The organism is Cupriavidus sp. FW216-B1 (assembly GCF_058789195.1).
Genome location: NZ_JBYTEL010000003.1, coordinates 494,117 through 515,170, shown reverse-complemented (window position 1 = coordinate 515,170; position 21,054 = coordinate 494,117). Strand labels below are relative to the sequence as shown.

The following is a 21,054-nucleotide window of genomic DNA, read 5'->3' as shown; positions in this document are numbered from 1 at the left end:
GCCCCGCGCCCGACGACCTGACGAGCATTCATGAGTACCGATCCGAACCCCGCAGCCACTGAAACCACCGATGCTGCTGCCACCGAGACCACCGCCTACGAACTGGTCGGCGGCGAGGCGCGCGTGCGCGAACTGGTGGACCGCTTCTACGACCTGATGGACCTGGAAGAGCAGTTCAAGGGGCTGCGCTCGCTCCATCCCGCCTCGCTCGACGGCTCGCGCGACAAGCTGTTCTGGTTCCTGTGCGGCTGGCTGGGCGGGCCCAACCATTTCATCGAGCGCTTCGGCCACCCGCGCCTGCGCGCGCGCCACCTGCCGTTCCAGATCGGCACCAGCGAGCGCGACCAGTGGCTGCGCTGCATGGCGCTGGCGATGCAGGACGTGGGCCTGCCCGACGACCTGCAACTGCGCCTGATGAAGGCGTTCTTCGACACCGCCGACTGGATGCGCAACGTGCCGCGCTGAAGGCCGCCGCGAGGCGGCCGCGGACCCGGCGCGCGGGACTCAGGTCTGCCCGCGCTTTTCCTGCCACTTGTCGACGGTCACGCGCGGCGCGCGGGCGAGCTTGTCGAGGATGCCTTCGGGCGTGGTGTCGACATGCAGCAGGTCGTTGTGGACCTGCTTGAGGAAGCCTTCGTCGACGGCGTGCTGCAGGAAGCCGCGCATGCCGTCGTAGAAGCCGGCCGCGTTGAGCAGGCCGACCGGCTTGGCGTGGTAGCCGAGCTGCAGCCAGGTGAAGGTCTCGAACAGTTCCTCGAAGGTGCCCACGCCGCCGGGCATGGCGACGAAGGCGTCGGCGCGGTCGGCCATCATCTGCTTGCGCTCGTGCATGTTGCGCACCACGTGCAGCTCGCTCAGGCCGCGGTGGCCCACCTCCTTCTGCATCAGCGCCTCGGGGATGATGCCGATGGCGGTGCCGCCGTGCGCCAGCACGGCATCGGCCACGATGCCCATCAGCCCGACCTTGCCGCCGCCGTAGACCAGCGCCAGGCCGCGCTCGGCCAGGAGCCTGCCCATCGCGCGCGCCGCTTCGGCGTATTCGGGACGGTTGCCGGGGCTGGAGCCGCAGTAGATGCAAACGGACTTCACTTGTTGTCTTCCTTCAGGTTGGGAGTCTGGGCCGCGCGCGCGGCGGCGTATTCGCGCGCCTGCTGCTCGAACGCCTCGCGCGCCCTGCCGCGCAGGTAGGGCGCGAGGATCGAGAAGATGTGGTAGCTGGCGCCGTGCAGGTAGCCGCGGATCTGGTCCGGGTCGTTGTACTGGCGCGGGTGCTGCACGAACTGGAAGGACAGCCAGTAGGTGGACACCACGACCATGTTGGTGCAGATCGCGTCGACCTGCTCGGGCGTGGCTTCCATCTCGCCGTCTTCCTGGAACTGGCGGCAGATCTCCATCGCCAGGCGCTTCTTCTGCTCGACGATGCGCTTGAAGTTGGTTTCAAGCATGCGGTTGCGCGCCAGCAGGTCGTTGATGTCGCGGTACAGGAAGCGGTAGTTCCACAGGAATTCGGACATGTACTGGAGGTAGCCCCAGCTTTCGTCCAGCGTGGCCTTGTGGTCTTCCGGCAACTTGAGGCGGCGCTCCATCTCCTGCTCGAACAGCATGAAGATGGAGTTGATGATGTCGTCCTTGTTGCGGAAGTGGTAGTAGAGATTGCCGGGGCTGATCTCCATCGCCTCCGCGATCGTGGTGGTCGTCACGTTGGGCTCGCCGAGCTCGTTGAACAGGCGCAGCGAGACGTCGAGGATGCGGTCGCGGGTGCGGCGCGGGCCGGGTTGCGGTTTGGATTCCATGGGCGGCCGGGCGAGCGGCAATTCGGTGGGTTGAAGGCGATTATAAGCAATCGCGCTTGCCGCACTGCCGCATGCGGCCGGCATGGCCTCCATCCTGCCGCCTATCCTGCCGCCAATTTCGCCGCCCATTCCAGCATCCGTCCCGCCACTCATCCCGCCGCCCATTCCCGCCGCGCGCTCCTCATCCGGCCAGTTGCCGCAGCCAGCCGACCACGATCGGCCCGGCGATCGCCAGCCAGGTGCCGCCGCACAGCACCAGCGCCAGCATCACGGCGGCGCTGCCGAAGTCCTTGGCGCGCTTGGACAGGCCGTGGCGCTCCAGCGAGATGCGGTCCACCGCGGCTTCCACGCTGGAGTTGAGCAGCTCCACGATCAGTACCAGCAGCAGCGTGCCCAGCAGCAGGATGCGCTCGACGACGTCCACCGGCAGGAACAGCGCGCATGGCGTGAGGATCGCCACCAGCGTCAGTTCCTGGCGGAAGGCGCTTTCTTCCAGCACCGCGTAGCGCAGCCCGGACAGGGAATTGATGCCCGCATGCCAGGCCCGCGCCAGCCCGCGGTTGCCTTTGTGCGGGTTCTGCTCAATCGTGTAGTCGCTGTTCGGCGAAGCCTTGGCCGGCGCCGAGGTCTGGGCCGCCGGCGGGCGGCTGGATACGGGCGGTCGATGCGGAGTCGGCATGTTCGGATGAGGGACGGGCAGCACCGCCGGGCGCGTTGTCGCGCGCGGCCGGCAGCGGCTGCAGGTGTGTCAGGAACTGCTCGGAGGCCGCGCGCCACGAGAACCGCTCGGCATGCGCGCGGGCGGTGGCGCGGTCGATGCGCAGTGCCTCCAGGCACGCTTCGCGCAGGTCTTCATGCATCACGCCGGCGCTGCTCTCGCCGAGCACGTCGATCGGGCCGGTGACGGGGTAGGCCGCCACGGGCAGGCCGCTGGCGAGTGCCTCGAGCAGTACCAGGCCGAAGGTGTCGGTGCGGCTCGGAAACACGAAGACGTCGGCTGAAGCATACACCTTGGCCAGCTCGGGCTGGCTCAGCACGCCGAGGTAGTTCACGCCCGGATAGCGCGCCCGCAGCGAGGCCAGCGCCGGGCCGTCGCCGACCACCCACTTGGAGCCGGGCAGGTCGAGCGCGAGGAAGGCCTCGACGTTCTTTTCCACCGCCACGCGGCCCACGTAGAGGAAGATCGGATGGGCCGTGTTGAGCACGTTGGCCTGCTGCGTGGTGAACACGTCCAGGTCCACGCCGCGCGTCCACAGCACGCCGTGCGCGATGCCGTAGCGGCGCAGGTCCTGCAGCACCACCGGCGTGGGCGCCATCACCGCGCGCGCCGAGCCGTGGAACCAGCGCAGGAAGGCGTAGGTCCAGGCCAGCGGGATGCCGAAGCGCGCCTGCACGTATTCGGGAAAGCGGGTGTGGTACGCGGTGGTGAACGGCAACTGCTCGCGCAGCGCGTAGCGGCGCGCGGCCAGGCCGAGCGGGCCTTCGGTGGCGATGTGCAGCGCGTCGGGCGCGAACGCGCGGATGCGCTCGCGCACCTTGGCGCCGGCGAACAGGGACAGCGAGATCTCGGGATAGGTGGGGCAGGGAATGGTGCGGAATTCCTGCGGCGTGATCAGCTCGACCGTATGCCCCAGCGCGCTCAGTTCGCGGCGGGTGGACTTGAGGGTGCGCACCACGCCGTTGACCTGCGGCTCCCAGGCATCGGTGACGATCAGGATCTTCATGTCTGCTCCTTGCGGCGGGCCGCGTGGGTGAGTCCCGGCCCCGGCGGGGTGAGGCCGGGGCCGGGGGACTGCGTTGGTGGCCGGCGCGGGCTCAGGCGGCCGTGACGGCGGCGCGGCGGCCGCTCGTGGCGGGCGCGTCGAGCAGCTTGGTCCAGTAGACGATCTGCAGTTCGCCTTCCTGCGTCTCGACCAGCGCCGACAGGCTTTCCACCCAGTCGCCGTCGTTGCAGTAGAGCTGGCCGTCCACCTCGCGGATCTCGGCCTTGTGGATGTGGCCGCAGATCACGCCGTCGCAGCCGCGGCGGCGCGCTTCCTCCACCATCGCCTGCTCGAACGAGTTGATGTAGTTGACCGCGTTCTTGACCTGGTGCTTGAGGTATTGCGACAGCGACCAGTACGGGAAGCCCAGGCGCGCGCGGACGCGGTTGAAGTGGCGGTTCAGCGCCAGGATCAGCGTGTAGAGCGAGTCGCCCAGGTAGGCCAGCCAGCGCGCGTGCTGCACCACGCCGTCGAACAGGTCGCCGTGCACCACCCACAGGCGGCGCCCGGTGGCGGTGACGTGGATGGCGTCCTCGCGCACGGCGATGTCGCCGAAGGCCAGGCCGTCGAACTGGCGCGCCACTTCGTCGTGGTTGCCGGGCACGTAGATCACCTCGGTGCCCTTGCGCGCCTTGCGCAGCAGCTTCTGCACCACGTCGTTGTGGCTTTGCGGCCAGTACCAGCCGCGCCGCAGCTGCCAGCCGTCGATGATGTCGCCGACCAGGTAGAGCTGTTCCGATTCGTTGTGCTTGAGGAAGTCGAGCAGGTAGTCGGCCTGGCAGCCGGCGGTGCCGAGATGGATGTCGGACAGCCAGATGGCGCGGTAGTGGCGGATCGGGTGGGCGGGATGCGGGGCGGAGGGCGTGGTGGCGGGGGGCGGCAGGCTGGCGGAGGCGGGGGTGGAAGCCCCGCGCGCGGGCGGGCGTTGCTGCAAGGTGCTGGCCGGTGGCATGAAGGCGGCCAGCGCGGCGGGCAGGGACGAGGAGCCGGGCCGCGGCGGGGACTCCGCCGTGCGGCCGCGCAGCAGTTGCGCGGCCTTTGCCAGTTGTCCGCGGGCAGAACGAAGGGCTTGAACCATGGCGGCCTCGGTATCGACGATGGCTGCATTGGGCCAGCCGGCGATGACGAAGCCGTGACGGAAACATGAATGTCACATGACTGTGGCGCGCCGGCAAACACCGCCGCCGCGCGCCGCGCGCGGGCCCGGAGTCAGGCGGCCGGCGCCACCGCGCACAGTCGCGCCAGCGCGCCCAGCGCCGCCTGCGTGGCGCGCGGGTGGCGCAGCAGGCCGACGTGGCCGACGCCGGACAGCGCGACGTGGTGGGCGCCTTCCAGCCACGACGAGCCGGCCGGGCCGGCGATGGAGTCGTGCCAGCTGAACACCGACACCAGCGCGGCGCGCTGGCGCGGGGTCTCGCGCGCCGCCAGCGCGCGCAGCCAGGCGCTGCCGCAGCGCATCTGGCGCGCGTTGAAGCCGCTGCCGTAGCGCGCCAGCGCGCAGCCGTGGTGGGGCGAGCCGAGCGTGACGATGCCGCGGCACGGCGGCGGCTTGCCGCGTCCCGCCACGGCCGCGCGCGCGGCCAGCCCGCCCATGCTGTGGCACAGCAGCAGCGGCGCCTGGCCGGTGGTGGCGGCGATGCGCGCGATGGCGGCGCGCACCTGCAGCGCGTAGTGGTCGAGGTCGCCGAACACGGGTTCGAGGTCGATCGCCTCGCAGTGGTAGCCGGCCGCGGCCAGCGCCGGCTGCATGTCCAGCCAGACTGCGTGGTTGCAGCCGTAGCCGTGCACCAGCAGCAGCGGCGGGCGCGAGCCGGGCGCGCGGGCCGGCGTGAAGCGGCGCCGCGAGCAGAACGGCTGGAGCCAGTCGAACATGCGCAGCACGGCGGCGTATTCGTGCAGGTAGCAGGCCAGCGCCGGCACCGGCGCCAGCGGCGCGGGCCGGGTCGCCAGCAGGGCCGGCGGCCGCGGCGGGCGCTGGCCGGCGGGCACGCCGAAGCCGGCCAGCGAGAGCACGAAGGCGCCGGCCAGCGACAGCCCCAGCAGGCCCAGCACCAGCAGCAGGCCGGCCAGCAGCCCGGCGCCGAGCGTCCAGCCGGCGCGCTCGCGCAGCGCCACCGCGCAGCCCGCCACCGCGGCAGCCTGCAATGCCACCGCGATGCGGCGCAAGGCGGCGGCCGAGAGCGTCATGGCCGGGGCGGGCGCAGGTCGGCCAGGCGGGTGCCGGCCATGCGGTCGTGCAGGAACTGGCGCCGCGGGTCCAGCCACGCCAGCAGGATCCAGATCAGCAGGCCGCCGGCGAGCACGCCGACGAAGGGCCCCTTGACCAGGCCGAGCGCGTGCCCGACGGCCGCCGACGGCGGCAGCCACAGCCACGCCAGCAGGTAGCGCGCGGCGGCGCGCGGCCAGCGCGGCGGCACGCCGGCGGCGGTTTCCACGCGCATGCGCCAGGTCTGCATGGCGAGGGTCTGGCCGTTGCGCTGCCAGAACCAGACGAAATAGCAGCCCAGCACCAGAAAGCTCCATGCCTGCATGGCGAGCTCGCCGTCCACGCCGAGGCGCCGCAGCGCCGGCCGCGCCAGCAGGTAGAGCGCGGTGGAGGCGCTCAGCACGCCGAACAGCAGCACGCCCTCGTAGAGCATGCAGGCGACGCGGCGGCGCAGCGAGGGCGCCGGGCGAGGGGCGCCGGCCGGGGCAGCTGGCTTGGTGCTGGTACGGGAGGTGGCAGCGGCGGGCATGGCGGAATTGGGCAAGGGCGGTGCCGGCCAGGTGCCGGCCGGGAAGAAGGGCGTCGCGACGGTCAGGGAGACCGGCGCGAGGACGGTCACCAAGCCGGTCACGAAGTCAGGCACAAAGGACGGACGCGGCGACAGATGCGGCGACGGCGGCGCGCCCGGGCGCAACGCGCATTATGCCAAAGCCCGGCCGGCGGCAGTTGGCCGGGCAGCCGCGCTTATCGGCGGACCGGCTCGTCGGGGCTGGCCGGTCCGCCGGCGTTGCTGGCCGCGGGCTCGGCGCCGGCGCCGGCGTCGTGTGGCGCATCGGGCGCGGCGAGGATCGCGGCGGGCGCCATCGTGCCGGCTGCCGGCGCGGCGGCCGGCAGGTCGGGCACATGCGCGCCGGCGTCGGAGGCGGGGTGGTGGGCGGCCATGTGCGCGGCGGCCGGCACCTTCTTCTCGAGGTGCAGCTGGCGCGTGGTCTCGGCGGGCAGCCGCTTGCCCGAGGGCAGGGCGCTGACCGCGCCCGGGCGGCGCGGCACCTTCTCGGCGGCGGCCAGGTTCTTCTTCTGTTCTTCAGGCAGTTGCTGGTACTTGTCCCAGGCTTCGGCCTTCTTCTGCGGCGGCAGCGAGCGCGTGATCTGGTAGTTCTCGCGCGCCAGCCGGCGCTGCTGCGGCGTCATCTTGACCCATTCGGTCATGCGCGTCTGCAGGCGCGCCTGCTCGGCCGGCGAGAATTTCGGGTAGCGCTCCGCGATCTGCACCCATTTGCGGCGATTCAGTTCGGGGAAGTTGTTCCACTCGCCTTGCAGCGGGGCGAGCACGCGCTGCTGCACGACGGAGAGCTCGGCCCAGGTCGGATGCGCGTTGACGGGGCTGGTGGCGGAGGTGGCGGCGGATGTGGCGGCAGAAGCGCCGGTGGCGCGGCCGCCCTGGGCCTGGCACGCCAGCGGCGCGGACAGCCAAGCGGCCGCGGCGGCGCCGGCCAGCAGCAAGCCTGCCAGCCGCCGGCGTGGCGCGGCGCGGCGCGAAGGGGTGCTGGCCATCGCTATTGCTGACCGCGTTTCAGGAACACGTGGAAGCCCTGGTCGGCGTAGGCCGCCGGCGGCAGGTCGTCGAGCAGCATGGCGGCATCCACGTCGGCGAGCTCGTCCACGCGCTTCTGCTGCTGCCAGTGGTAGATGCCGATCAGGCCGGCGCCCAGCGCCACCAGCGTCCACACCAGCCCGAGGCGGCGCAGCCAGGCGCCCGCGCGGTGCAGCGGCGAATCGTCTTCGTCGAACGAGACCGTGGCCGCGCCGGCCGTGGCCAGCTGCGGCGCGGCCACCGCGGCATGCGCCTTGCGGCGCGACAGCGCCATGCGCCGCGCGGCGGCGAGCCGTTCGGTCACATTGGCCGGCAACGCGTTCGCCGAGGCATCCAGTGCCGTGCGAATCTCGTGTGCCAGGCGGCGTTCATTGACTTCTTTTTCGTTTCTGTTACTCATAGTCGGACCCCCCGCGCTCGCAATGCCTGCGCCAGTGTGTGCGTGGCGCGGGAACAGTGAGTCTTGACGCTGCCTTCCGAGCATCCCATGACAGCAGCCGTTTCCGCGACGTCCATATCCTCCCAGTAACGCATCAGGAAAGCTTCGCGTTGACGTGTCGGCAGGCGCTGGATCTCCTGTTCGATGATGTGCATGGTCTGGGCGCGTTCCACTTTGTCGGCGCTGCTTTCGGCGGATTCGGAGCCGATTTCGGCCTCGAAAGTGTCGAGCAGGTCATTATCTTCGCCTTCCCGGTCGTCGCGCAGGTTGGAAAACAGCGTGACCCAGGTGTTTCGCACCTTCTGACGGCGGAACCAGTCGTGGATGGTGTTCTGCAGTATGCGCTGGAACAGCGGCGGCAGTTCGCCGGCGCTCTTGTCGCCGTATTTCTCGGCGAGCTTGATCATGGCGTCCTGGACGATGTCCAGGGCGGCCTCGTCGTCGCGCACCGCAAACACGGCCTGTTTGAAGGCGCGCCGCTCGACGCTGGCGAGAAAGTCGGATAGTTCCTGATCGGTTGCCATGCAGGCGGGGTACAGACGGTGAGGCCGCGGCCGGTGGATGTGCGGGTTACGGCTGCCCGCACGTCCAAAATGGGGGGAATGCTAGCAAATAACCCTGTGGGTGACCATCTTTGTTCTTTGTTGCGGTCATTCACGGGCCCGCCGGCACGGGCTGCAATGGCCGCGGCGCGCGCGGAAAACCGCACCGCGCCGGGCGCGCCCGGGCAGGCAGAAAGCCGTAGACCAGCCTGATGCATTGCGGTATCATCGTCGGTTCACGACATCAGTGGTTGTCTCATCAGGCCGCTTATGAGGCGGTCTACCATGCAGACGCGCACCGCTTGAACCCGCGCCACAAGCCCGGCAGAGAGCATCCGAACAATTTTTTGCCGAAAATTGCAAAGGACTGAAATGAACATGCCCAGCGCGGAATTCTCCCACGCAGACAGCAATTCATCTGCCGCACCCGAAATGATCGGTGCGGAAATCCTCGTTCACGCACTTGCCGAAGAAGGCGTCGAGTACGTCTGGGGCTACCCCGGCGGCGCAGTGCTGTATATCTACGACGAGTTCTACAAGCAGAAGAAGATCGAGCACATCCTGGTGCGCCACGAGCAGGCCGCGGTCCATGCCGCGGACGGCTATGCGCGCGCGACCGGCAAGGTGGGCTGCGCCCTGGTGACTTCGGGTCCCGGCGTCACCAACGCGGTGACGGGCATCGCCACGGCCTACCTGGATTCGATCCCGATGGTGGTGATCACCGGCAACGTGCCGACCCACGCCATCGGCCAGGACGCATTCCAGGAGTGCGACACGGTCGGCATCACCCGCCCGATCGTCAAGCACAACTTCCTGGTCAAGGACGTCCGCGATCTCGCTTCGACCATCAAGAAGGCGTTCTACATCGCCGCGACCGGCCGTCCCGGCCCGGTGGTGGTGGACATCCCCAAGGACGTCTCGCGCAACGCCTGCAAGTACGAGTATCCCAAGTCGATCGACATGCGCTCGTACAACCCGGTGAACAAGGGCCATTCGGGCCAGATCCGCAAGGCGCTCGCGCTGTTGCAGGGCGCCGAGCGGCCGTTCATCTACGCCGGCGGCGGGGTGGTGCTGGCCAACGCCAGCGAGGAGCTGCGCCAGCTGGCCGCGCTGACCGGCCATCCGGTCACCAACACGCTGATGGGCCTGGGCTCGTTCCCCGGCACCAGCAAGCAGTTCGTCGGCATGCTCGGCATGCACGGCACGTATGAAGCCAACATGGCCATGCAGAACTGCGACGTGCTGATCGCCATCGGCGCGCGCTTCGACGACCGCGTGATCGGCAACCCGGGGCACTTCACCTCGCAGCCGCGCAAGATCATCCACATCGACATCGACCCGTCTTCGATCTCGAAGCGCGTCAAGGTGGACATCCCCATCGTGGGCAACGTCAAGGACGTGCTGCAGGAGCTGATCTCGCAGCTGCAGGCCAGCGACGTCAAGCCCCGGCGCGAGGCCCTGGCCCGCTGGTGGGAGCAGATCGAGCAGTGGCGCTCGGTGGACTGCCTCAAGTACGACCGCAATTCCGAGATCATCAAGCCGCAGTACGTGGTCGAGAAGATCTGGGAACTGACCAAGGGCGATGCGTACATCTGCTCTGACGTCGGCCAGCACCAGATGTGGGCCGCGCAGTTCTACAAGTTCGACCAGCCGCGCCGCTGGATCAATTCCGGCGGCCTGGGCACGATGGGCGTGGGCCTGCCGTATGCGATGGGCATCAAGAAAGCCTTCCCCGAGAAGGAAGTGGTGACCATCACCGGCGAAGGCTCGATCCAGATGTGCATCCAGGAACTGTCGACCTGCCTGCAGTACGACACCCCGGTCAAGATCTGCGCGCTCAACAACCGCTATCTCGGCATGGTGCGCCAGTGGCAGGAGATCGAGTACGACAACCGCTACTCGCACTCCTACATGGACGCGCTGCCCGACTTCGTCAAGCTGGCCGAGGCCTATGGCCACGTCGGCATGCGCATCGAGAAGACCTCGGACGTCGAGCCCGCGCTGCGCGAAGCGTTCCGCCTGAAAGACCGTACCGTGTTCCTCGACTTCCAGACCGACCCCACCGAAAACGTGTGGCCGATGGTGCAGGCCGGCAAGGGCATCTCCGAGATGCTGCTCGGCGCGGAGGACCTGTGATGCGACATATCATTTCGGTCCTGCTGGAAAACGAACCGGGCGCGCTGTCGCGCGTGGTCGGCCTGTTCTCGGCGCGCGGCTACAACATCGAGACGCTGACGGTGGCACCCACCGAGGACGCCTCGCTGTCGCGCATGACCATCGTCACGAGCGGCTCCGACGACGTGATCGAGCAGATCACCAAGCACCTGAACCGCCTGGTGGAGGTGGTCAAGGTGGTGGATCTGACCGAAGGCGCGCACATCGAGCGCGAGCTGATGCTCGTCAAGGTGCGCGCGGTCGGCAAGGAGCGCGAGGAAATGAAGCGCACCGCCGACATCTTCCGCGGCCGCATCATCGACGTCACCGAGAAGACCTACACCATCGAGCTGACCGGCAACGGCGTCAAGCTCGACGCCTTCCTCGACGCCATCGACCGCGCCGCCATCCTCGAGACCGTCCGTACCGGCGGCTCGGGCATCGGCCGCGGCGAACGCATCCTGAAGGTCTGACCCGATTGCAGTATCCCCGGGCAGCATCGCCGCGCGCCGCGCGGCAGCCGCTACCCCGACACACGAAAACGAAAGCTTGAAGGAACCATCATGAAAGTGTTTTACGACAAGGACGCCGACCTCTCCCTGATCAAGGGCAAGAACGTCACCATCATCGGCTACGGCTCGCAAGGCCACGCCCACGCGCAGAACCTGAACGACTCGGGCGTCAAGGTCACGGTCGGCCTGCGCAAGAGCGGCGCATCGTGGAACAAGGCCGTCAACGCCGGCCTGCAGGTCAAGGAAGTGGCCGAGGCGGTCAAGTCCGCCGACGTGGTCATGATCCTGCTGCCGGACGAGCAGATCGCCGAGGTGTACAAGAACGAAGTGCACGACAACATCAAGGAAGGCGCCGCGCTGGCCTTCGCCCACGGCTTCAACGTGCACTACGGCGCCGTGATCCCGCGCGCCGACCTCGACGTGATCATGATCGCGCCGAAGGCCCCGGGCCACACCGTGCGCTCGACCTACGCGCAAGGCGGCGGCGTGCCCCACCTGATCGCCGTGCACCAGAACAAGTCCGGCGCCGCCCGTGACATCGCCCTGTCGTACGCTACCGCCAACGGCGGCGGCCGCGCCGGCATCATCGAGACCAACTTCCGCGAAGAAACCGAAACCGACCTGTTCGGCGAGCAGGCCGTGCTGTGCGGCGGCACCGTCGAGCTGATCAAGGCCGGCTTCGAGACGCTGGTGGAAGCCGGCTACGCGCCGGAAATGGCCTACTTCGAGTGCCTGCACGAACTGAAGCTGATCGTCGACCTGATCTATGAAGGCGGCATCGCCAACATGAACTACTCGATCTCCAACAACGCCGAATACGGCGAGTACGTCACCGGCCCGCGCGTCGTGACCGCGGAGACCAAGAAGGCCATGAAGCAGTGCCTGACCGACATCCAGACCGGCGAGTACGCCAAGAGCTTCCTGCTCGAGAACAAGGCCGGCGCGCCGACCCTGATCTCGCGCCGCCGCCTGACGGCCGAGCACCAGATCGAGGAAGTGGGCGCCAAGCTGCGCGCCATGATGCCCTGGATCGCCAAGAACAAGCTGGTCGACCAGTCGAAGAACTAAGTCGGAATGCAGTCCTGGGCCCGCCGTTTCGCGCGGCGGGCCGCGGCCGTCCGGCCTTCCGCGCGTTCGGTCCCCGCTTCCGGGGGCGCTTTCGCGCGGGGGCTGGACGGCTTTTTGTTATCCTTGTCAGACTTTACCTTCTACCAAGCATTGCATGAACTATCCTCATCCGCTGATCGCCCGTGAAGGCTGGCCGTTCCTGGGCATTGCCTTTGTCATCTCGCTGCTGGTGCAGGTCAGCGCCGGCTTCTGGTGGGCCCTGCCGCTGTGGATCGTCACGCTGTTCGTGCTGCAGTTCTTCCGCGACCCGCCGCGGCCGATCCCGGCCCAGCCGAACGCCGTGCTGGCCCCGGCCGACGGCCGCATCGTGGTGGTCGAGAAAACCCAGGACCCCTATGCCGGGCGCGAGGCGCTGAAGATCAGCGTGTTCATGAACGTGTTCAACGTGCACTCGAACCGCGTATCGGTGGACGGCCAGGTGGAGAAGGTCGAATACTTCCCCGGCAAGTTCGTCAACGCCGACCTCGACAAGGCCTCGCTCGAGAACGAGCGCAACGCCGTGGTGATCCGCCGCGCCGGCGACGGCAAGGTGGTGACGCTGGTGCAGGTCGCCGGGCTGGTGGCGCGCCGCATCCTCTGCTATACCCGGGTGGGGGAGACCCTGTCGCGCGGCCAGCGCTACGGCTTCATCCGCTTCGGCTCGCGCGTGGACGTGTACCTGCCGGTGGACGCGCGCCCGCGCGTGACCATCGGCGAGAAAGTGTCGGCGTCGTCGACGGTCCTGGCCGAGCTGGACTGATCCGGCCCGCGGCCACTGGAGAAAACAGGCATGGGTGCATTCAACCGGCGCAACAAGCGCGCCAGCAACGGCAACGTGACGCATCTGCGTCCGTTCCGCCACAATCAGTTGCGCGGCGGCGAGCCGGACGGCTACGACGATGCCGCCGACCCCGACATCGAATACGTGCGGCCGCGCCGGCGTGGCATCTACCTGCTGCCCAACGCTTTCACCACCGCGGCGCTGTTCGCCGGCTTCTTCGCCATCGTGCAGGCCATGAACATGCGCTTCGACACGGCGGCCATCGCCATCTTCGCGGCGATGGTGCTGGACGGCATGGACGGCCGCGTGGCGCGCATCACCAATACCCAGAGCGCGTTCGGCGAGCAGTACGACTCGCTGTCCGACATGACCTCGTTCGGCGTGGCGCCGGCGCTGGTGATGTACGAGTGGATCCTGCACGACCTCGGCAAATGGGGCTGGATCGCCGCCTTCGTCTACTGCACCTGCGCCGCGCTGCGCCTGGCGCGCTTCAACGCCAACATCGGCGTGGTCGACAAGCGCTTCTTCCAGGGGCTGCCCAGCCCGGCGGCGGCGGCGCTGGTGGCCGGCTTCGTGTGGCTGGTGATCGACAACAAGCTGCCGGTCAAGGACCTGTGGATGCCGTGGGTGGCGTTCGGCATCACGCTGTACGCCGGGCTGTCGATGGTGTCGAACGCGCCGTTCTACAGCGGCAAGGCGCTCGACGTGCGCTACCGCGTGCCGTTCGGCATGATGGTGCTGGTGCTGGTGCTGTTCGTGGTGGTGTCGACCGACCCGCCGGTGGCGCTGTTCGGGCTGTTCGTGGCCTACGCGATCTCCGGCTACCTGCTGTGGGGCTGGCGCGCGCTGCACGGGCAGCCGGCCGGCGTGCGCAAGGCGCGCGACGGCGGGAACGAACGTTCCTGAGCCATTCCGGTGAAAAGGCGCTGCGGCGCCTTTTCTTTTTTTTACTCTTCAGTGCTCGCTCTTTTACCGCCGCTCTCTTATCTTGGCTCTCTGATCCCGGCTGCTGTTGCGCCGCTGTTGCGTTGTTGTTCCTTTTCACGATCACAGGAGGTTCTCATGGGCATGCTCGACTTCATCAAGGAAGCAGGAGAGAAACTGTTCGGCGGCGGCGAGGCCAAGGCGGCCACGCCCGCTGCCGCGCCCGCGGCCGATGCCGATGCGGCCAACCGCGCCGCTGGCGACGCCATCGAGGGCTACATCAGGCAGATGGGCCTGGACGCCACCGGGCTGACGGTGCAGGTGGACGGCTCGCAGGGGCTGGTGACGGTGTTCGGCGTGGCGCCGGACCAGGCCACGCGCGAGAAGATCATCCTGTGCTGCGGCAACGTGCAGGGCGTGGACAAGGTCGACGACAAGATGTCGGTCAACGTGGAGACGGCCGAGTCGCAATGGCACACCGTGGTCAAGGGCGACACGCTGTGGGCGATCTCCCAGACCGCCTACGGCAACGGCGCGCTGTACACCGCCATCTTCGAGGCCAACCGCCCGATGCTGTCGAACCCGGACAAGATCTATCCGGGGCAGAAGCTGCGCATCCCGCCCAAGGCCTGACGGCGGGGCGCCGATGGCCGGGGCGGCGCGGACACCGCCTGCGGCCATCGGGCATCGACTATCGGCACGATTGATGCGTCCATGTTGCGCGCGCCCGGCTTCTCGGCTATAGTCGCTGACATGATTTCGCGCCAAGCCCTACTCGCCCGCACCACGCTAGGTGGCCTACTAGGCCATCAGGTCGGGACGCGTTCGCGCTGAGGGAAGCCAACACCCTCGCGCAAAGTCACACAGGATTCACAAACGCCCCGGCCTGCATCACTGCACGCCGGGGCGTTCTGCATTCAGCGCCGGCGCAGCGAGAACAGGCCAGGCCCGCCAGACGCCAAGCACAACAGATAAAGCCCAGGAGCCCCATCCATGTCCGACAAACTCATCATTTTCGACACCACCTTGCGCGACGGCGAGCAGTCGCCCGGCGCCTCCATGACCCGCGAGGAAAAGATCCGCATCGCGCGCCAGCTGGAGCGCCTGAGGGTGGACGTGATCGAAGCTGGCTTCGCGGCCAGCTCCAACGGCGATTTCGAGGCCATCCGCGCGATCGCCCAGGTGGTCAAGGACTCCACCATCTGCTCGCTGGCCCGCGCCAACGACAAGGACATCGCCCGCGCCGCCGAGGCGCTCAAGCCGGCCAACTCGTTCCGCATCCATACCTTCATCGCCACCTCGGCGCTGCACATGGAGAAGAAGCTGCGCATGACGCCGGACCAGGTCTATGAGCAGGCCCGCCTGGCCGTGCGCTTCGCGCGCCAGTTCACCGACGACATCGAGTTCTCGCCCGAGGACGGCAGCCGCTCGGACATGGACTTCCTGTGCCGCGTGCTCGAAGGCGTGATCGCCGAGGGCGCCACCACCATCAACCTGCCCGACACGGTCGGCTACGCGGTGCCGGAAGGCTACGCCGCGCTGATCCGCTCGGTGCGCGAGCGCATCCCCAATTCCGACAAGGCGATCTGGTCCGTGCACTGCCACAACGACCTCGGCATGGCGGTGGCCAACTCGCTGGCGGCGGTCAAGCTCGGCGGCGCGCGCCAGGTCGAGTGCACCATCAACGGCCTCGGCGAGCGCGCCGGCAACACCAGCCTCGAAGAGGTGGTGATGGCGGTCAAGACGCGCCGCGACTACTTCGACATGGACGTCGGCGTGGACACCACGCAGATCGTGCCGGCCTCCAAGCTGGTCTCGCAGATCACCGGCTTCGTGGTGCAGCCCAACAAGGCCGTGGTCGGCGCCAACGCGTTCGCGCACGCCTCGGGCATCCACCAGGACGGCGTGCTCAAGGCGCGCGACACCTACGAGATCATGCGCGCCGAGGACGTGGGCTGGAGCGCCAACAAGATCGTTCTGGGCAAGCTCTCGGGCCGCAACGCGTTCAAGCAGCGCCTGCAGGAGCTCGGCATCACGCTCGACAGCGAAAGCGAGATCAACGCCGCCTTCGCGCGCTTCAAGGAACTGGCCGACCAGAAGGCCGAGATCTTCGACGAAGACATCATGGCCATCGTTTCCGACGAGGCCCACGACGTCAACGACCACTTCCGCTTCATCTCGCTGTCGCAGCGCTCGGAAACCGGCGAGCGTCCGCACGCGCGCGTGGTCTTCAACATGGACGGCCAGGAACTGATCGGCGAGGCCGAGGGCAACGGCCCGGTCGACGCCACCCTGCATGCGATCGAAAGCAAGGTCAACAGCGGCGCCGAGCAGGTGCTGTATTCGGTCAACGCCATCACCACGGGCACCCAGGCCCAGGGCGAAGTGACGGTGCGCCTGTCCAAGGCCGGGCGCATCGTCAACGGCGTCGGCACGGACCCGGACATCGTGGCGGCTTCGGCCAAGGCCTACCTGGCCGCGCTGAACAAGCTGCACGACAAGGCCGTGCAGAAGATCAACCCGCAGATCTGACCCGGATCCCCGCGGCAAGCCCGCGGCCTATCCGGCCGCGCGGCTTGAACCGGCCCGCCCGTTTCCCACGAGGACGCTGGCGGGCGTTTTGCGTTTCGTTTGGGCTGTCTTTTGCGCTGTCTTTGCGCTTCCTTCGCGCCGTCTTTGCGGCTTCTCGCGTTCCCCGCGCGCAATGCGCGGGCTTCAGCGGCGCCGGCATCCGGCGCGCATCCCGTGGCAACGGGCGTCATGGTGCCGCCTTCGCGGCGCCGCGCTTTCTGTCGGGCGAGGGCCGCCGCGGTTTGCCTCGGCCCGCGTCCGTGGCTTACCATGCATCGCTTTCGACGGGAGGGCTCTCGATGTGGAGTAGACGATGGCTGGCCGGCTGCCTGCTGGCGCTGGCCGCCGCGGGCGCGGGCGCGCAGGAGCCGATCCGGCTGGGCATGATCGAAGGGTTGTCCGGTCCGTTCGCCAACGCCGGCGACGCGGTGGTGCGCAACCTGCGCATCGCCGTGGAGCGCGTCAATGCGCGCGGCGGCGTGAAGACCGCGCAGGGCGCGCGCCCGTTCGAGCTGGTCACGCTCGACAGCAAGGGCAACGTCGACGAGAGCCTGATGCAGTTCCGCGCGCTGACCGACCGCCACATGCCGTTCGTCCTGCAGGGCAACAGCTCGGCGGTGGCCGCCGCGCTGGTCGGCGCGGTCAACCGCCACAACCAGCGCCAGCCCGACGCGCGCGTGCTGTTCCTCAACTACTCGGCGGTCGACCCGGCGCTGACCAACGAGAACTGCAGCTTCTGGCACTTCCGCTTCGACGCCAGCGCCGACATGCGCATGCAGGCGCTGACCGAGGTCATCCGCGCCGACGCGGGCGTGCGCCGCGTCTATCTGATCGACCAGGACTACAGCTTCGGCCACCAGGTGGCGCGCTCGGCGCGCGAGATGCTGGCCGCCAAGCGCCCCGACCTGCGCATCGTCGGCGACGAATTCCACCCGATCGGCAAGATCAAGGATTTCGCGCCGTACATCGCCAAGATCAAGGCCAGCGGCGCGGACGCCGTCATCACCGGCAACTGGGGCAACGACCTGACGCTGATGGTCAAGGCCGCGCGCGAAGGCGGCCTGAACGCCAGGTTCTACACCTTCTACGGCAACGGCCTGGGCGCGCCCGCGGCGATGGGCGACGCCGGGGTGGGGCGGGTGCTGGCGGTGGCCGAATGGCACCCGAACGTGGGCGGCGCCGCCTCGGATGCGTTCTACCGGGCCTTCCGCGCGCGCTACCCCGAGCCGCGCGACGACTACGTCCACCTGCGCATGCAGATGATGGTCGAGATGCTGGCGCGCGCGATCGAGCGGGCCGGCTCGACCGACGCCGTCAAGGTGGCGCACGCGCTGGAGGACATGCGCTACGTCAACGACTTCCACGAGGCCACCATCCGCGCCAGCGACCACCAGGTGCTGCAGCCGCTCTACGTGTCGGTGATGGAGAAGCAGGGCGGGGAGGTGCGCTTCGACAACGAGGGCTCGGGCTACGGCTTCCGCACGGTCAGGAAACTGAAGGCAGCGCAGACCACATTGCCGACGACATGCCAGATGGAGCGGTTCTGAGGGATTTGCTGGCAAGCGCGGCCGGATTTCCGCTATAATCACCGGCTGTCACAGCCAAACCGGGGTCATCCACGGGGCGGGCGGCGGCAAACATGCCTGAAAAGCAACGCAAGCATCGCAAACCAGCAGCACAAGCAATGCAAAAGGGCAATGCAAAAGGCACGACGCAGGCGGCGCATCCCGCGCTGTAGCGTTCGCAAGTGAAAAGGAAATCATCATGGCAGCAGCCGAAACCAGCAGCAAGACCGACATCATCAAGCAGTTCGCACGCGCAACCAACGACACCGGCAGCCCCGAAGTCCAGGTCGCCCTGCTGACCAACCGCATCAACGAACTGACCCCCCACTTCAAGGCCAACATGAAGGATCACCACAGCCGCCGCGGCCTGCTGCGCATGGTGAGCCGTCGTCGCCGCCTGCTGGACTACCTCAAGGCCAACGATGCCGACCGCTATCGTTCGCTGATCGAGAAGCTGGGCCTGCGCAAGTAAGCACCCCAGGATCGTCCGGATGGCAGCGCGAATGGATGCACTGCACGCCTTCGCGTGAAGCCATGAATGCCTGCGTCAGCGCTGCTGATGCAGGCATTTTGTTTTTGCGGGCCGAGGCCCGCGACGCTGCCGGGTGGCGCGATGTCCGTTGTGACTTCGGTTCCATCCGGCAGCGCCAGGCGCCACCGCCTGGCGCCCGTTGCGCCAAGACGTGCAACGGAGTAAGTTAGTCCGTTCTTTAGCTTTTTTTCACACCGGAGTCGGGCAAGGAAGCGGGGCTTTGTGTCATTCCAGCGTGGTATCCGCGGTCGCGGGTATCCCGCTGGAATGGCATAGCACTTCCCTGTGACCGCGACCGACGCGCATCCGGCGGTTCGCCCGCGGCTGCTAACGCGGGCATTGCACAAGCGTGCAAGCACGAACAAAGGAACGCTCATGACCATGTTCAATAAAGTCGTCAAGGAATTCCAGTGGGGCCAGCACACGGTGCGCCTGGAAACCGGCGAAATCGCCCGCCAGGCTGGCGGCGCCGTGATCGTCGACGTGGAAGACACCGTGGTGCTGGCCACCGTGGTGGCCGCCAAGTCGCCCAAGGCCGGCCAGGACTTCTTCCCGCTGACCGTCGACTACATCGAGAAGACCTACGCCGCCGGCAAGATCCCCGGCGGTTTCTTCAAGCGTGAAGGCCGTCCGTCGGAAAACGAGACGCTGACCTCGCGCCTGATCGACCGTCCGCTGCGCCCGCTGTTCCCGGAAGGCTTCTACAACGACGTGCAGGTGGTGATCCACGTGCTGTCGCTGAACCCGGAAGTGCCGGCCGACATCCCCGCGCTGATCGGCGCCTCGGCCGCGCTGGCGGTGTCGGGCATCCCGTTCAGCGGCCCCGTGGGCGCGGCCCGCGTCGGCTACAAGGACGGCCAGTACCTGCTCAACCCGACCCGCGCGCAGATCGCCGCGTCGGAGCTCGACCTGGTCGTGGCCGGCACCGAGCGCGCCGTGCTGATGGTGGAGTCGGAAGCCAACCAGTTGTCGGAAGACGTGATGCTGGGCGCCGTGGTCTATGGCCACGAGCAGATGCAGACCGCCATCAACGCCATCCATGACCTGGTGCGCGACGGCGGCAAGCCCGAGTGGGACTGGGCGCCGGCGCCGAAGAACGAAGCGCTGATCGCCAAGATCGGCGAGATCGCGCTGCCGCTGCTGCAGGACGCCTACCAGCTGCGCCAGAAGTCCGCGCGCAGCCAGAAGCTCAAGGAAGTCTACGCCGCCGTGACGGCCCAACTGGCCGAAGCCGGCGTGGAAGCCGACAAGGTCGAAGTGGGCAACGTGCTGTTCGACATCGAAGCGAAGATCGTGCGCAGCCAGGTGCTGTCGGGCGAGCCGCGCATCGACGGCCGCGACACCCGCACGGTGCGCCCGATCGAGATCCGCTCGTCGGTGCTGCCGCGCGCGCACGGCTCGGCCATCTTCACCCGCGGCGAGACGCAGGCGCTGGTGGTGGCCACGCTGGGCACCAAGGGCGACGAGCAGATCATCGACGCGCTGGCCGGCGAATACCGCGACCGCTTCATGCTCCACTACAACATGCCTCCGTTCGCCACCGGCGAGACCGGCCGCGTGGGCAGCCCGAAGCGCCGTGAAATCGGCCACGGCCGCCTGGCCAAGCGCGCGCTGATCCCGGTGCTGCCGAAGGACGACGAATTCGCCTACACCATCCGCCTGGTCTCCGAGATCACCGAATCGAACGGCTCGTCGTCGATGGCCTCGGTGTGCGGCGGCTGCCTGGCGCTGATGGACGCCGGCGTTCCGGTCAAGGCGCACGTCGCCGGCGTGGCGATGGGCCTGATCCTGGAAGGCAACAAGTTCGCCGTGCTGACCGACATCCTCGGCGACGAGGACCACCTCGGCGACATGGACTTCAAGGTGGCGGGCACCGACGCCGGCATCACCGCGCTGCAGATGGACATCAAGGTCCAGGGCATCACCAAGGAAATCATGCAGGTCGCGCTGGCGCAGGCCAAGGAAGGCCGCCTGCACATCCTGGGCAAGATGCAGGACGCGATGGGCCACGCGCGCACCGAGCTGTCGGAGCACGCGCCGCGCATGATCACCATGAAGATCCATCCGGACAAGATCCGCGAAGTGATCGGCAAGGGCGGCTCGACCATCCAGGCGCTGACCAAGGAAACCGGCACCACCATCGACATCCAGGAAGACGGCACCATCACCATCGCCTCGACCTCGACCGAAGGCATGGCCGAAGCCAAGCGCCGCATCGAAGGCATCACCGCGGAAGCCGAAGTGGGCAAGATCTACGCCGGCACCGTGCTCAAGCTGCTGGACTTCGGCGCGATCGTCAACATCCTGCCGGGCAAGGATGGTCTGCTGCATATCTCCGAGATCGTCAACGAGCGCGTCAAGGACATCAAGGACTGGCTCAAGGAAGGCCAGCAGGTTCGCGTCAAGCTGATCCAGGCCGACGAGAAGGGCCGCCTGCGCCTGTCCCTGAAGGCCGCGCTGGCCGAAGAGGGCGGCAGCATCAGCCCGATCGTCAACAGCGACGCGCCGGCGAACCCGTCGGCGGAACAGCAGCAGTAAGCTGCCCCGCGGTACCCGTAGCAGGAAAAACGG

Annotated in this window: 21 protein-coding genes; 11 read left to right on the top strand and 10 right to left on the bottom strand. The window is 68.0% G+C overall.

Translation table 11 applies throughout. From position 1 onward, the window contains the following. The first annotated feature begins 30 nt into the window (after positions 1 to 30). The gene (locus AC3WXD_RS12055; RefSeq protein ID WP_020203028.1) at positions 31 to 465 is read left to right on the top strand and encodes a group II truncated hemoglobin; all 435 of its coding nucleotides are present in this window, start codon (positions 31 to 33) and stop codon (positions 463 to 465) included. Between the two features lie 39 nt (positions 466 to 504). On the opposite strand, the gene AC3WXD_RS12050 is transcribed toward AC3WXD_RS12055, so the two are convergent. The 10 genes from AC3WXD_RS12050 to AC3WXD_RS12005 all read right to left on the bottom strand — a co-directional run bounded on the left by AC3WXD_RS12050 (position 505) and on the right by AC3WXD_RS12005 (position 8,319). Continuing rightward, entirely contained in the window at positions 505 to 1,089 is a 585-nt protein-coding gene (locus tag AC3WXD_RS12050) for an LOG family protein (protein ID WP_492323767.1), read from the bottom strand. Beyond that, a complete protein-coding gene (locus AC3WXD_RS12045; RefSeq protein WP_059412996.1) occupies positions 1,086 to 1,793 on the bottom strand; it encodes a TetR/AcrR family transcriptional regulator in 708 nt (235 codons plus the stop codon). The genes AC3WXD_RS12050 and AC3WXD_RS12045 overlap by 4 nt, the downstream gene beginning before the upstream one ends. A gap of 181 nt (positions 1,794 to 1,974) precedes the next feature. Then, positions 1,975 to 2,472, bottom strand: coding sequence for a diacylglycerol kinase (locus AC3WXD_RS12040; protein WP_020203031.1), 498 nt, complete (start codon positions 2,470 to 2,472; stop codon positions 1,975 to 1,977). Continuing rightward, positions 2,375 to 3,517, bottom strand: coding sequence for a glycosyltransferase family 4 protein (locus tag AC3WXD_RS12035; protein WP_020203032.1), 1,143 nt, complete (start codon positions 3,515 to 3,517; stop codon positions 2,375 to 2,377). Before AC3WXD_RS12035 ends, AC3WXD_RS12040 begins: the two co-directional genes overlap by 98 nt. 91 nt (positions 3,518 to 3,608) lie before the next feature. Continuing rightward, positions 3,609 to 4,634 carry a UDP-2,3-diacylglucosamine diphosphatase gene (locus tag AC3WXD_RS12030; RefSeq protein ID WP_059412995.1) on the bottom strand — a complete coding sequence of 342 codons (1,026 nt, stop codon included), beginning with the start codon at positions 4,632 to 4,634 and terminating at the stop codon, positions 3,609 to 3,611. Positions 4,635 to 4,765: 131 nt separating this feature from the next. Then, positions 4,766 to 5,743, bottom strand: coding sequence for an esterase/lipase family protein (locus tag AC3WXD_RS12025; RefSeq protein WP_059412994.1), 978 nt, complete (start codon positions 5,741 to 5,743; stop codon positions 4,766 to 4,768). After that, positions 5,740 to 6,291 (bottom strand): RDD family protein, encoded by a 552-nt coding sequence (locus AC3WXD_RS12020; RefSeq protein ID WP_029043740.1) that lies wholly within the window; start codon positions 6,289 to 6,291, stop codon positions 5,740 to 5,742. The genes AC3WXD_RS12025 and AC3WXD_RS12020 overlap by 4 nt, the downstream gene beginning before the upstream one ends. 215 nt (positions 6,292 to 6,506) lie before the next feature. Then, on the bottom strand, positions 6,507 to 7,316 hold the full coding sequence (locus AC3WXD_RS12015) for a DUF3106 domain-containing protein (RefSeq protein WP_492323766.1): 810 nt from the start codon (positions 7,314 to 7,316) through the stop codon (positions 6,507 to 6,509). A 2-nt stretch (positions 7,317 to 7,318) separates the two neighbouring features. Then, entirely contained in the window at positions 7,319 to 7,756 is a 438-nt protein-coding gene (locus AC3WXD_RS12010; RefSeq protein WP_492323765.1) for a DUF3619 family protein, read from the bottom strand. Further along, complete coding sequence (locus AC3WXD_RS12005) at positions 7,753 to 8,319, bottom strand: RNA polymerase sigma factor (RefSeq protein WP_020203616.1); 567 nt, start codon at positions 8,317 to 8,319, stop codon at positions 7,753 to 7,755. Before AC3WXD_RS12005 ends, AC3WXD_RS12010 begins: the two co-directional genes overlap by 4 nt. 390 nt (positions 8,320 to 8,709) lie before the next feature. Here AC3WXD_RS12005 and AC3WXD_RS12000 point away from each other — a divergent pair, with 390 nt between their 5' ends. The 10 genes from AC3WXD_RS12000 to pnp all read left to right on the top strand — a co-directional run bounded on the left by AC3WXD_RS12000 (position 8,710) and on the right by pnp (position 21,021). Then, positions 8,710 to 10,473 carry an acetolactate synthase 3 catalytic subunit gene (locus tag AC3WXD_RS12000; RefSeq protein WP_029043741.1) on the top strand — a complete coding sequence of 588 codons (1,764 nt, stop codon included), beginning with the start codon at positions 8,710 to 8,712 and terminating at the stop codon, positions 10,471 to 10,473. Further along, a complete protein-coding gene (gene ilvN, locus AC3WXD_RS11995) occupies positions 10,473 to 10,964 on the top strand; it encodes an acetolactate synthase small subunit (protein ID WP_020203618.1) in 492 nt (163 codons plus the stop codon). Before AC3WXD_RS12000 ends, ilvN begins: the two co-directional genes overlap by 1 nt. Positions 10,965 to 11,054: 90 nt before the next feature. Next, positions 11,055 to 12,071 (top strand): ketol-acid reductoisomerase, encoded by a 1,017-nt coding sequence (gene ilvC / locus AC3WXD_RS11990; RefSeq protein ID WP_454731211.1) that lies wholly within the window; start codon positions 11,055 to 11,057, stop codon positions 12,069 to 12,071. 154 nt (positions 12,072 to 12,225) lie between these two features. After that, positions 12,226 to 12,870, top strand: coding sequence for a phosphatidylserine decarboxylase (locus tag AC3WXD_RS11985; RefSeq protein WP_020203620.1), 645 nt, complete (start codon positions 12,226 to 12,228; stop codon positions 12,868 to 12,870). A 30-nt stretch (positions 12,871 to 12,900) separates the two neighbouring features. Then, positions 12,901 to 13,797, top strand: a complete 897-nt coding sequence (pssA, locus tag AC3WXD_RS11980; RefSeq protein WP_020203621.1) for a CDP-diacylglycerol--serine O-phosphatidyltransferase — start codon at positions 12,901 to 12,903, stop codon at positions 13,795 to 13,797. Positions 13,798 to 13,953: 156 nt separating this feature from the next. Beyond that, complete coding sequence (lysM, locus tag AC3WXD_RS11975) at positions 13,954 to 14,448, top strand: peptidoglycan-binding protein LysM (RefSeq protein WP_020203622.1); 495 nt, start codon at positions 13,954 to 13,956, stop codon at positions 14,446 to 14,448. 360 nt (positions 14,449 to 14,808) lie between these two features. Further along, positions 14,809 to 16,347, top strand: a complete 1,539-nt coding sequence (locus AC3WXD_RS11970) for a 2-isopropylmalate synthase (protein ID WP_020203623.1) — start codon at positions 14,809 to 14,811, stop codon at positions 16,345 to 16,347. Between the two features lie 338 nt (positions 16,348 to 16,685). Next, positions 16,686 to 17,933 (top strand): branched-chain amino acid ABC transporter substrate-binding protein, encoded by a 1,248-nt coding sequence (locus AC3WXD_RS11965; RefSeq protein WP_020203624.1) that lies wholly within the window; start codon positions 16,686 to 16,688, stop codon positions 17,931 to 17,933. Between the two features lie 217 nt (positions 17,934 to 18,150). Then, entirely contained in the window at positions 18,151 to 18,423 is a 273-nt protein-coding gene (gene rpsO / locus AC3WXD_RS11960) for a 30S ribosomal protein S15 (RefSeq protein ID WP_020203625.1), read from the top strand. 435 nt (positions 18,424 to 18,858) lie between these two features. After that, positions 18,859 to 21,021, top strand: coding sequence for a polyribonucleotide nucleotidyltransferase (pnp, locus tag AC3WXD_RS11955; RefSeq protein ID WP_492323764.1), 2,163 nt, complete (start codon positions 18,859 to 18,861; stop codon positions 21,019 to 21,021). The last annotated feature ends 33 nt before the right edge of the window (positions 21,022 to 21,054 follow it).

Excerpts from the sequence above, each read along its gene's own strand:
- AC3WXD_RS12055 (WP_020203028.1), top strand. The coding sequence starts at position 31 with ATGAGTACCGATCCGAACCCCGCAGCCACTGAAACCACCGATGCTGCT.
- AC3WXD_RS12045 (WP_059412996.1), bottom strand. The coding sequence starts at position 1,793 with ATGGAATCCAAACCGCAACCCGGCCCGCGCCGCACCCGCGACCGCATC.
- AC3WXD_RS12040 (WP_020203031.1), bottom strand. The coding sequence starts at position 2,472 with ATGCCGACTCCGCATCGACCGCCCGTATCCAGCCGCCCGCCGGCGGCC.
- AC3WXD_RS12035 (WP_020203032.1), bottom strand. The coding sequence starts at position 3,517 with ATGAAGATCCTGATCGTCACCGATGCCTGGGAGCCGCAGGTCAACGGC.
- AC3WXD_RS12030 (WP_059412995.1), bottom strand. The coding sequence starts at position 4,634 with ATGGTTCAAGCCCTTCGTTCTGCCCGCGGACAACTGGCAAAGGCCGCG.
- AC3WXD_RS12025 (WP_059412994.1), bottom strand. The coding sequence starts at position 5,743 with ATGACGCTCTCGGCCGCCGCCTTGCGCCGCATCGCGGTGGCATTGCAG.
- AC3WXD_RS12020 (WP_029043740.1), bottom strand. The coding sequence starts at position 6,291 with ATGCCCGCCGCTGCCACCTCCCGTACCAGCACCAAGCCAGCTGCCCCG.
- AC3WXD_RS12015 (WP_492323766.1), bottom strand. The coding sequence starts at position 7,316 with ATGGCCAGCACCCCTTCGCGCCGCGCCGCGCCACGCCGGCGGCTGGCA.
- AC3WXD_RS12010 (WP_492323765.1), bottom strand. The coding sequence starts at position 7,756 with ATGAGTAACAGAAACGAAAAAGAAGTCAATGAACGCCGCCTGGCACAC.
- AC3WXD_RS12005 (WP_020203616.1), bottom strand. The coding sequence starts at position 8,319 with ATGGCAACCGATCAGGAACTATCCGACTTTCTCGCCAGCGTCGAGCGG.
- AC3WXD_RS12000 (WP_029043741.1), top strand. The coding sequence starts at position 8,710 with ATGAACATGCCCAGCGCGGAATTCTCCCACGCAGACAGCAATTCATCT.
- ilvN (WP_020203618.1), top strand. The coding sequence starts at position 10,473 with ATGCGACATATCATTTCGGTCCTGCTGGAAAACGAACCGGGCGCGCTG.
- ilvC (WP_454731211.1), top strand. The coding sequence starts at position 11,055 with ATGAAAGTGTTTTACGACAAGGACGCCGACCTCTCCCTGATCAAGGGC.
- AC3WXD_RS11985 (WP_020203620.1), top strand. The coding sequence starts at position 12,226 with ATGAACTATCCTCATCCGCTGATCGCCCGTGAAGGCTGGCCGTTCCTG.
- pssA (WP_020203621.1), top strand. The coding sequence starts at position 12,901 with ATGGGTGCATTCAACCGGCGCAACAAGCGCGCCAGCAACGGCAACGTG.
- lysM (WP_020203622.1), top strand. The coding sequence starts at position 13,954 with ATGGGCATGCTCGACTTCATCAAGGAAGCAGGAGAGAAACTGTTCGGC.
- AC3WXD_RS11970 (WP_020203623.1), top strand. The coding sequence starts at position 14,809 with ATGTCCGACAAACTCATCATTTTCGACACCACCTTGCGCGACGGCGAG.
- AC3WXD_RS11965 (WP_020203624.1), top strand. The coding sequence starts at position 16,686 with ATGTGGAGTAGACGATGGCTGGCCGGCTGCCTGCTGGCGCTGGCCGCC.
- rpsO (WP_020203625.1), top strand. The coding sequence starts at position 18,151 with ATGGCAGCAGCCGAAACCAGCAGCAAGACCGACATCATCAAGCAGTTC.
- pnp (WP_492323764.1), top strand. The coding sequence starts at position 18,859 with ATGACCATGTTCAATAAAGTCGTCAAGGAATTCCAGTGGGGCCAGCAC.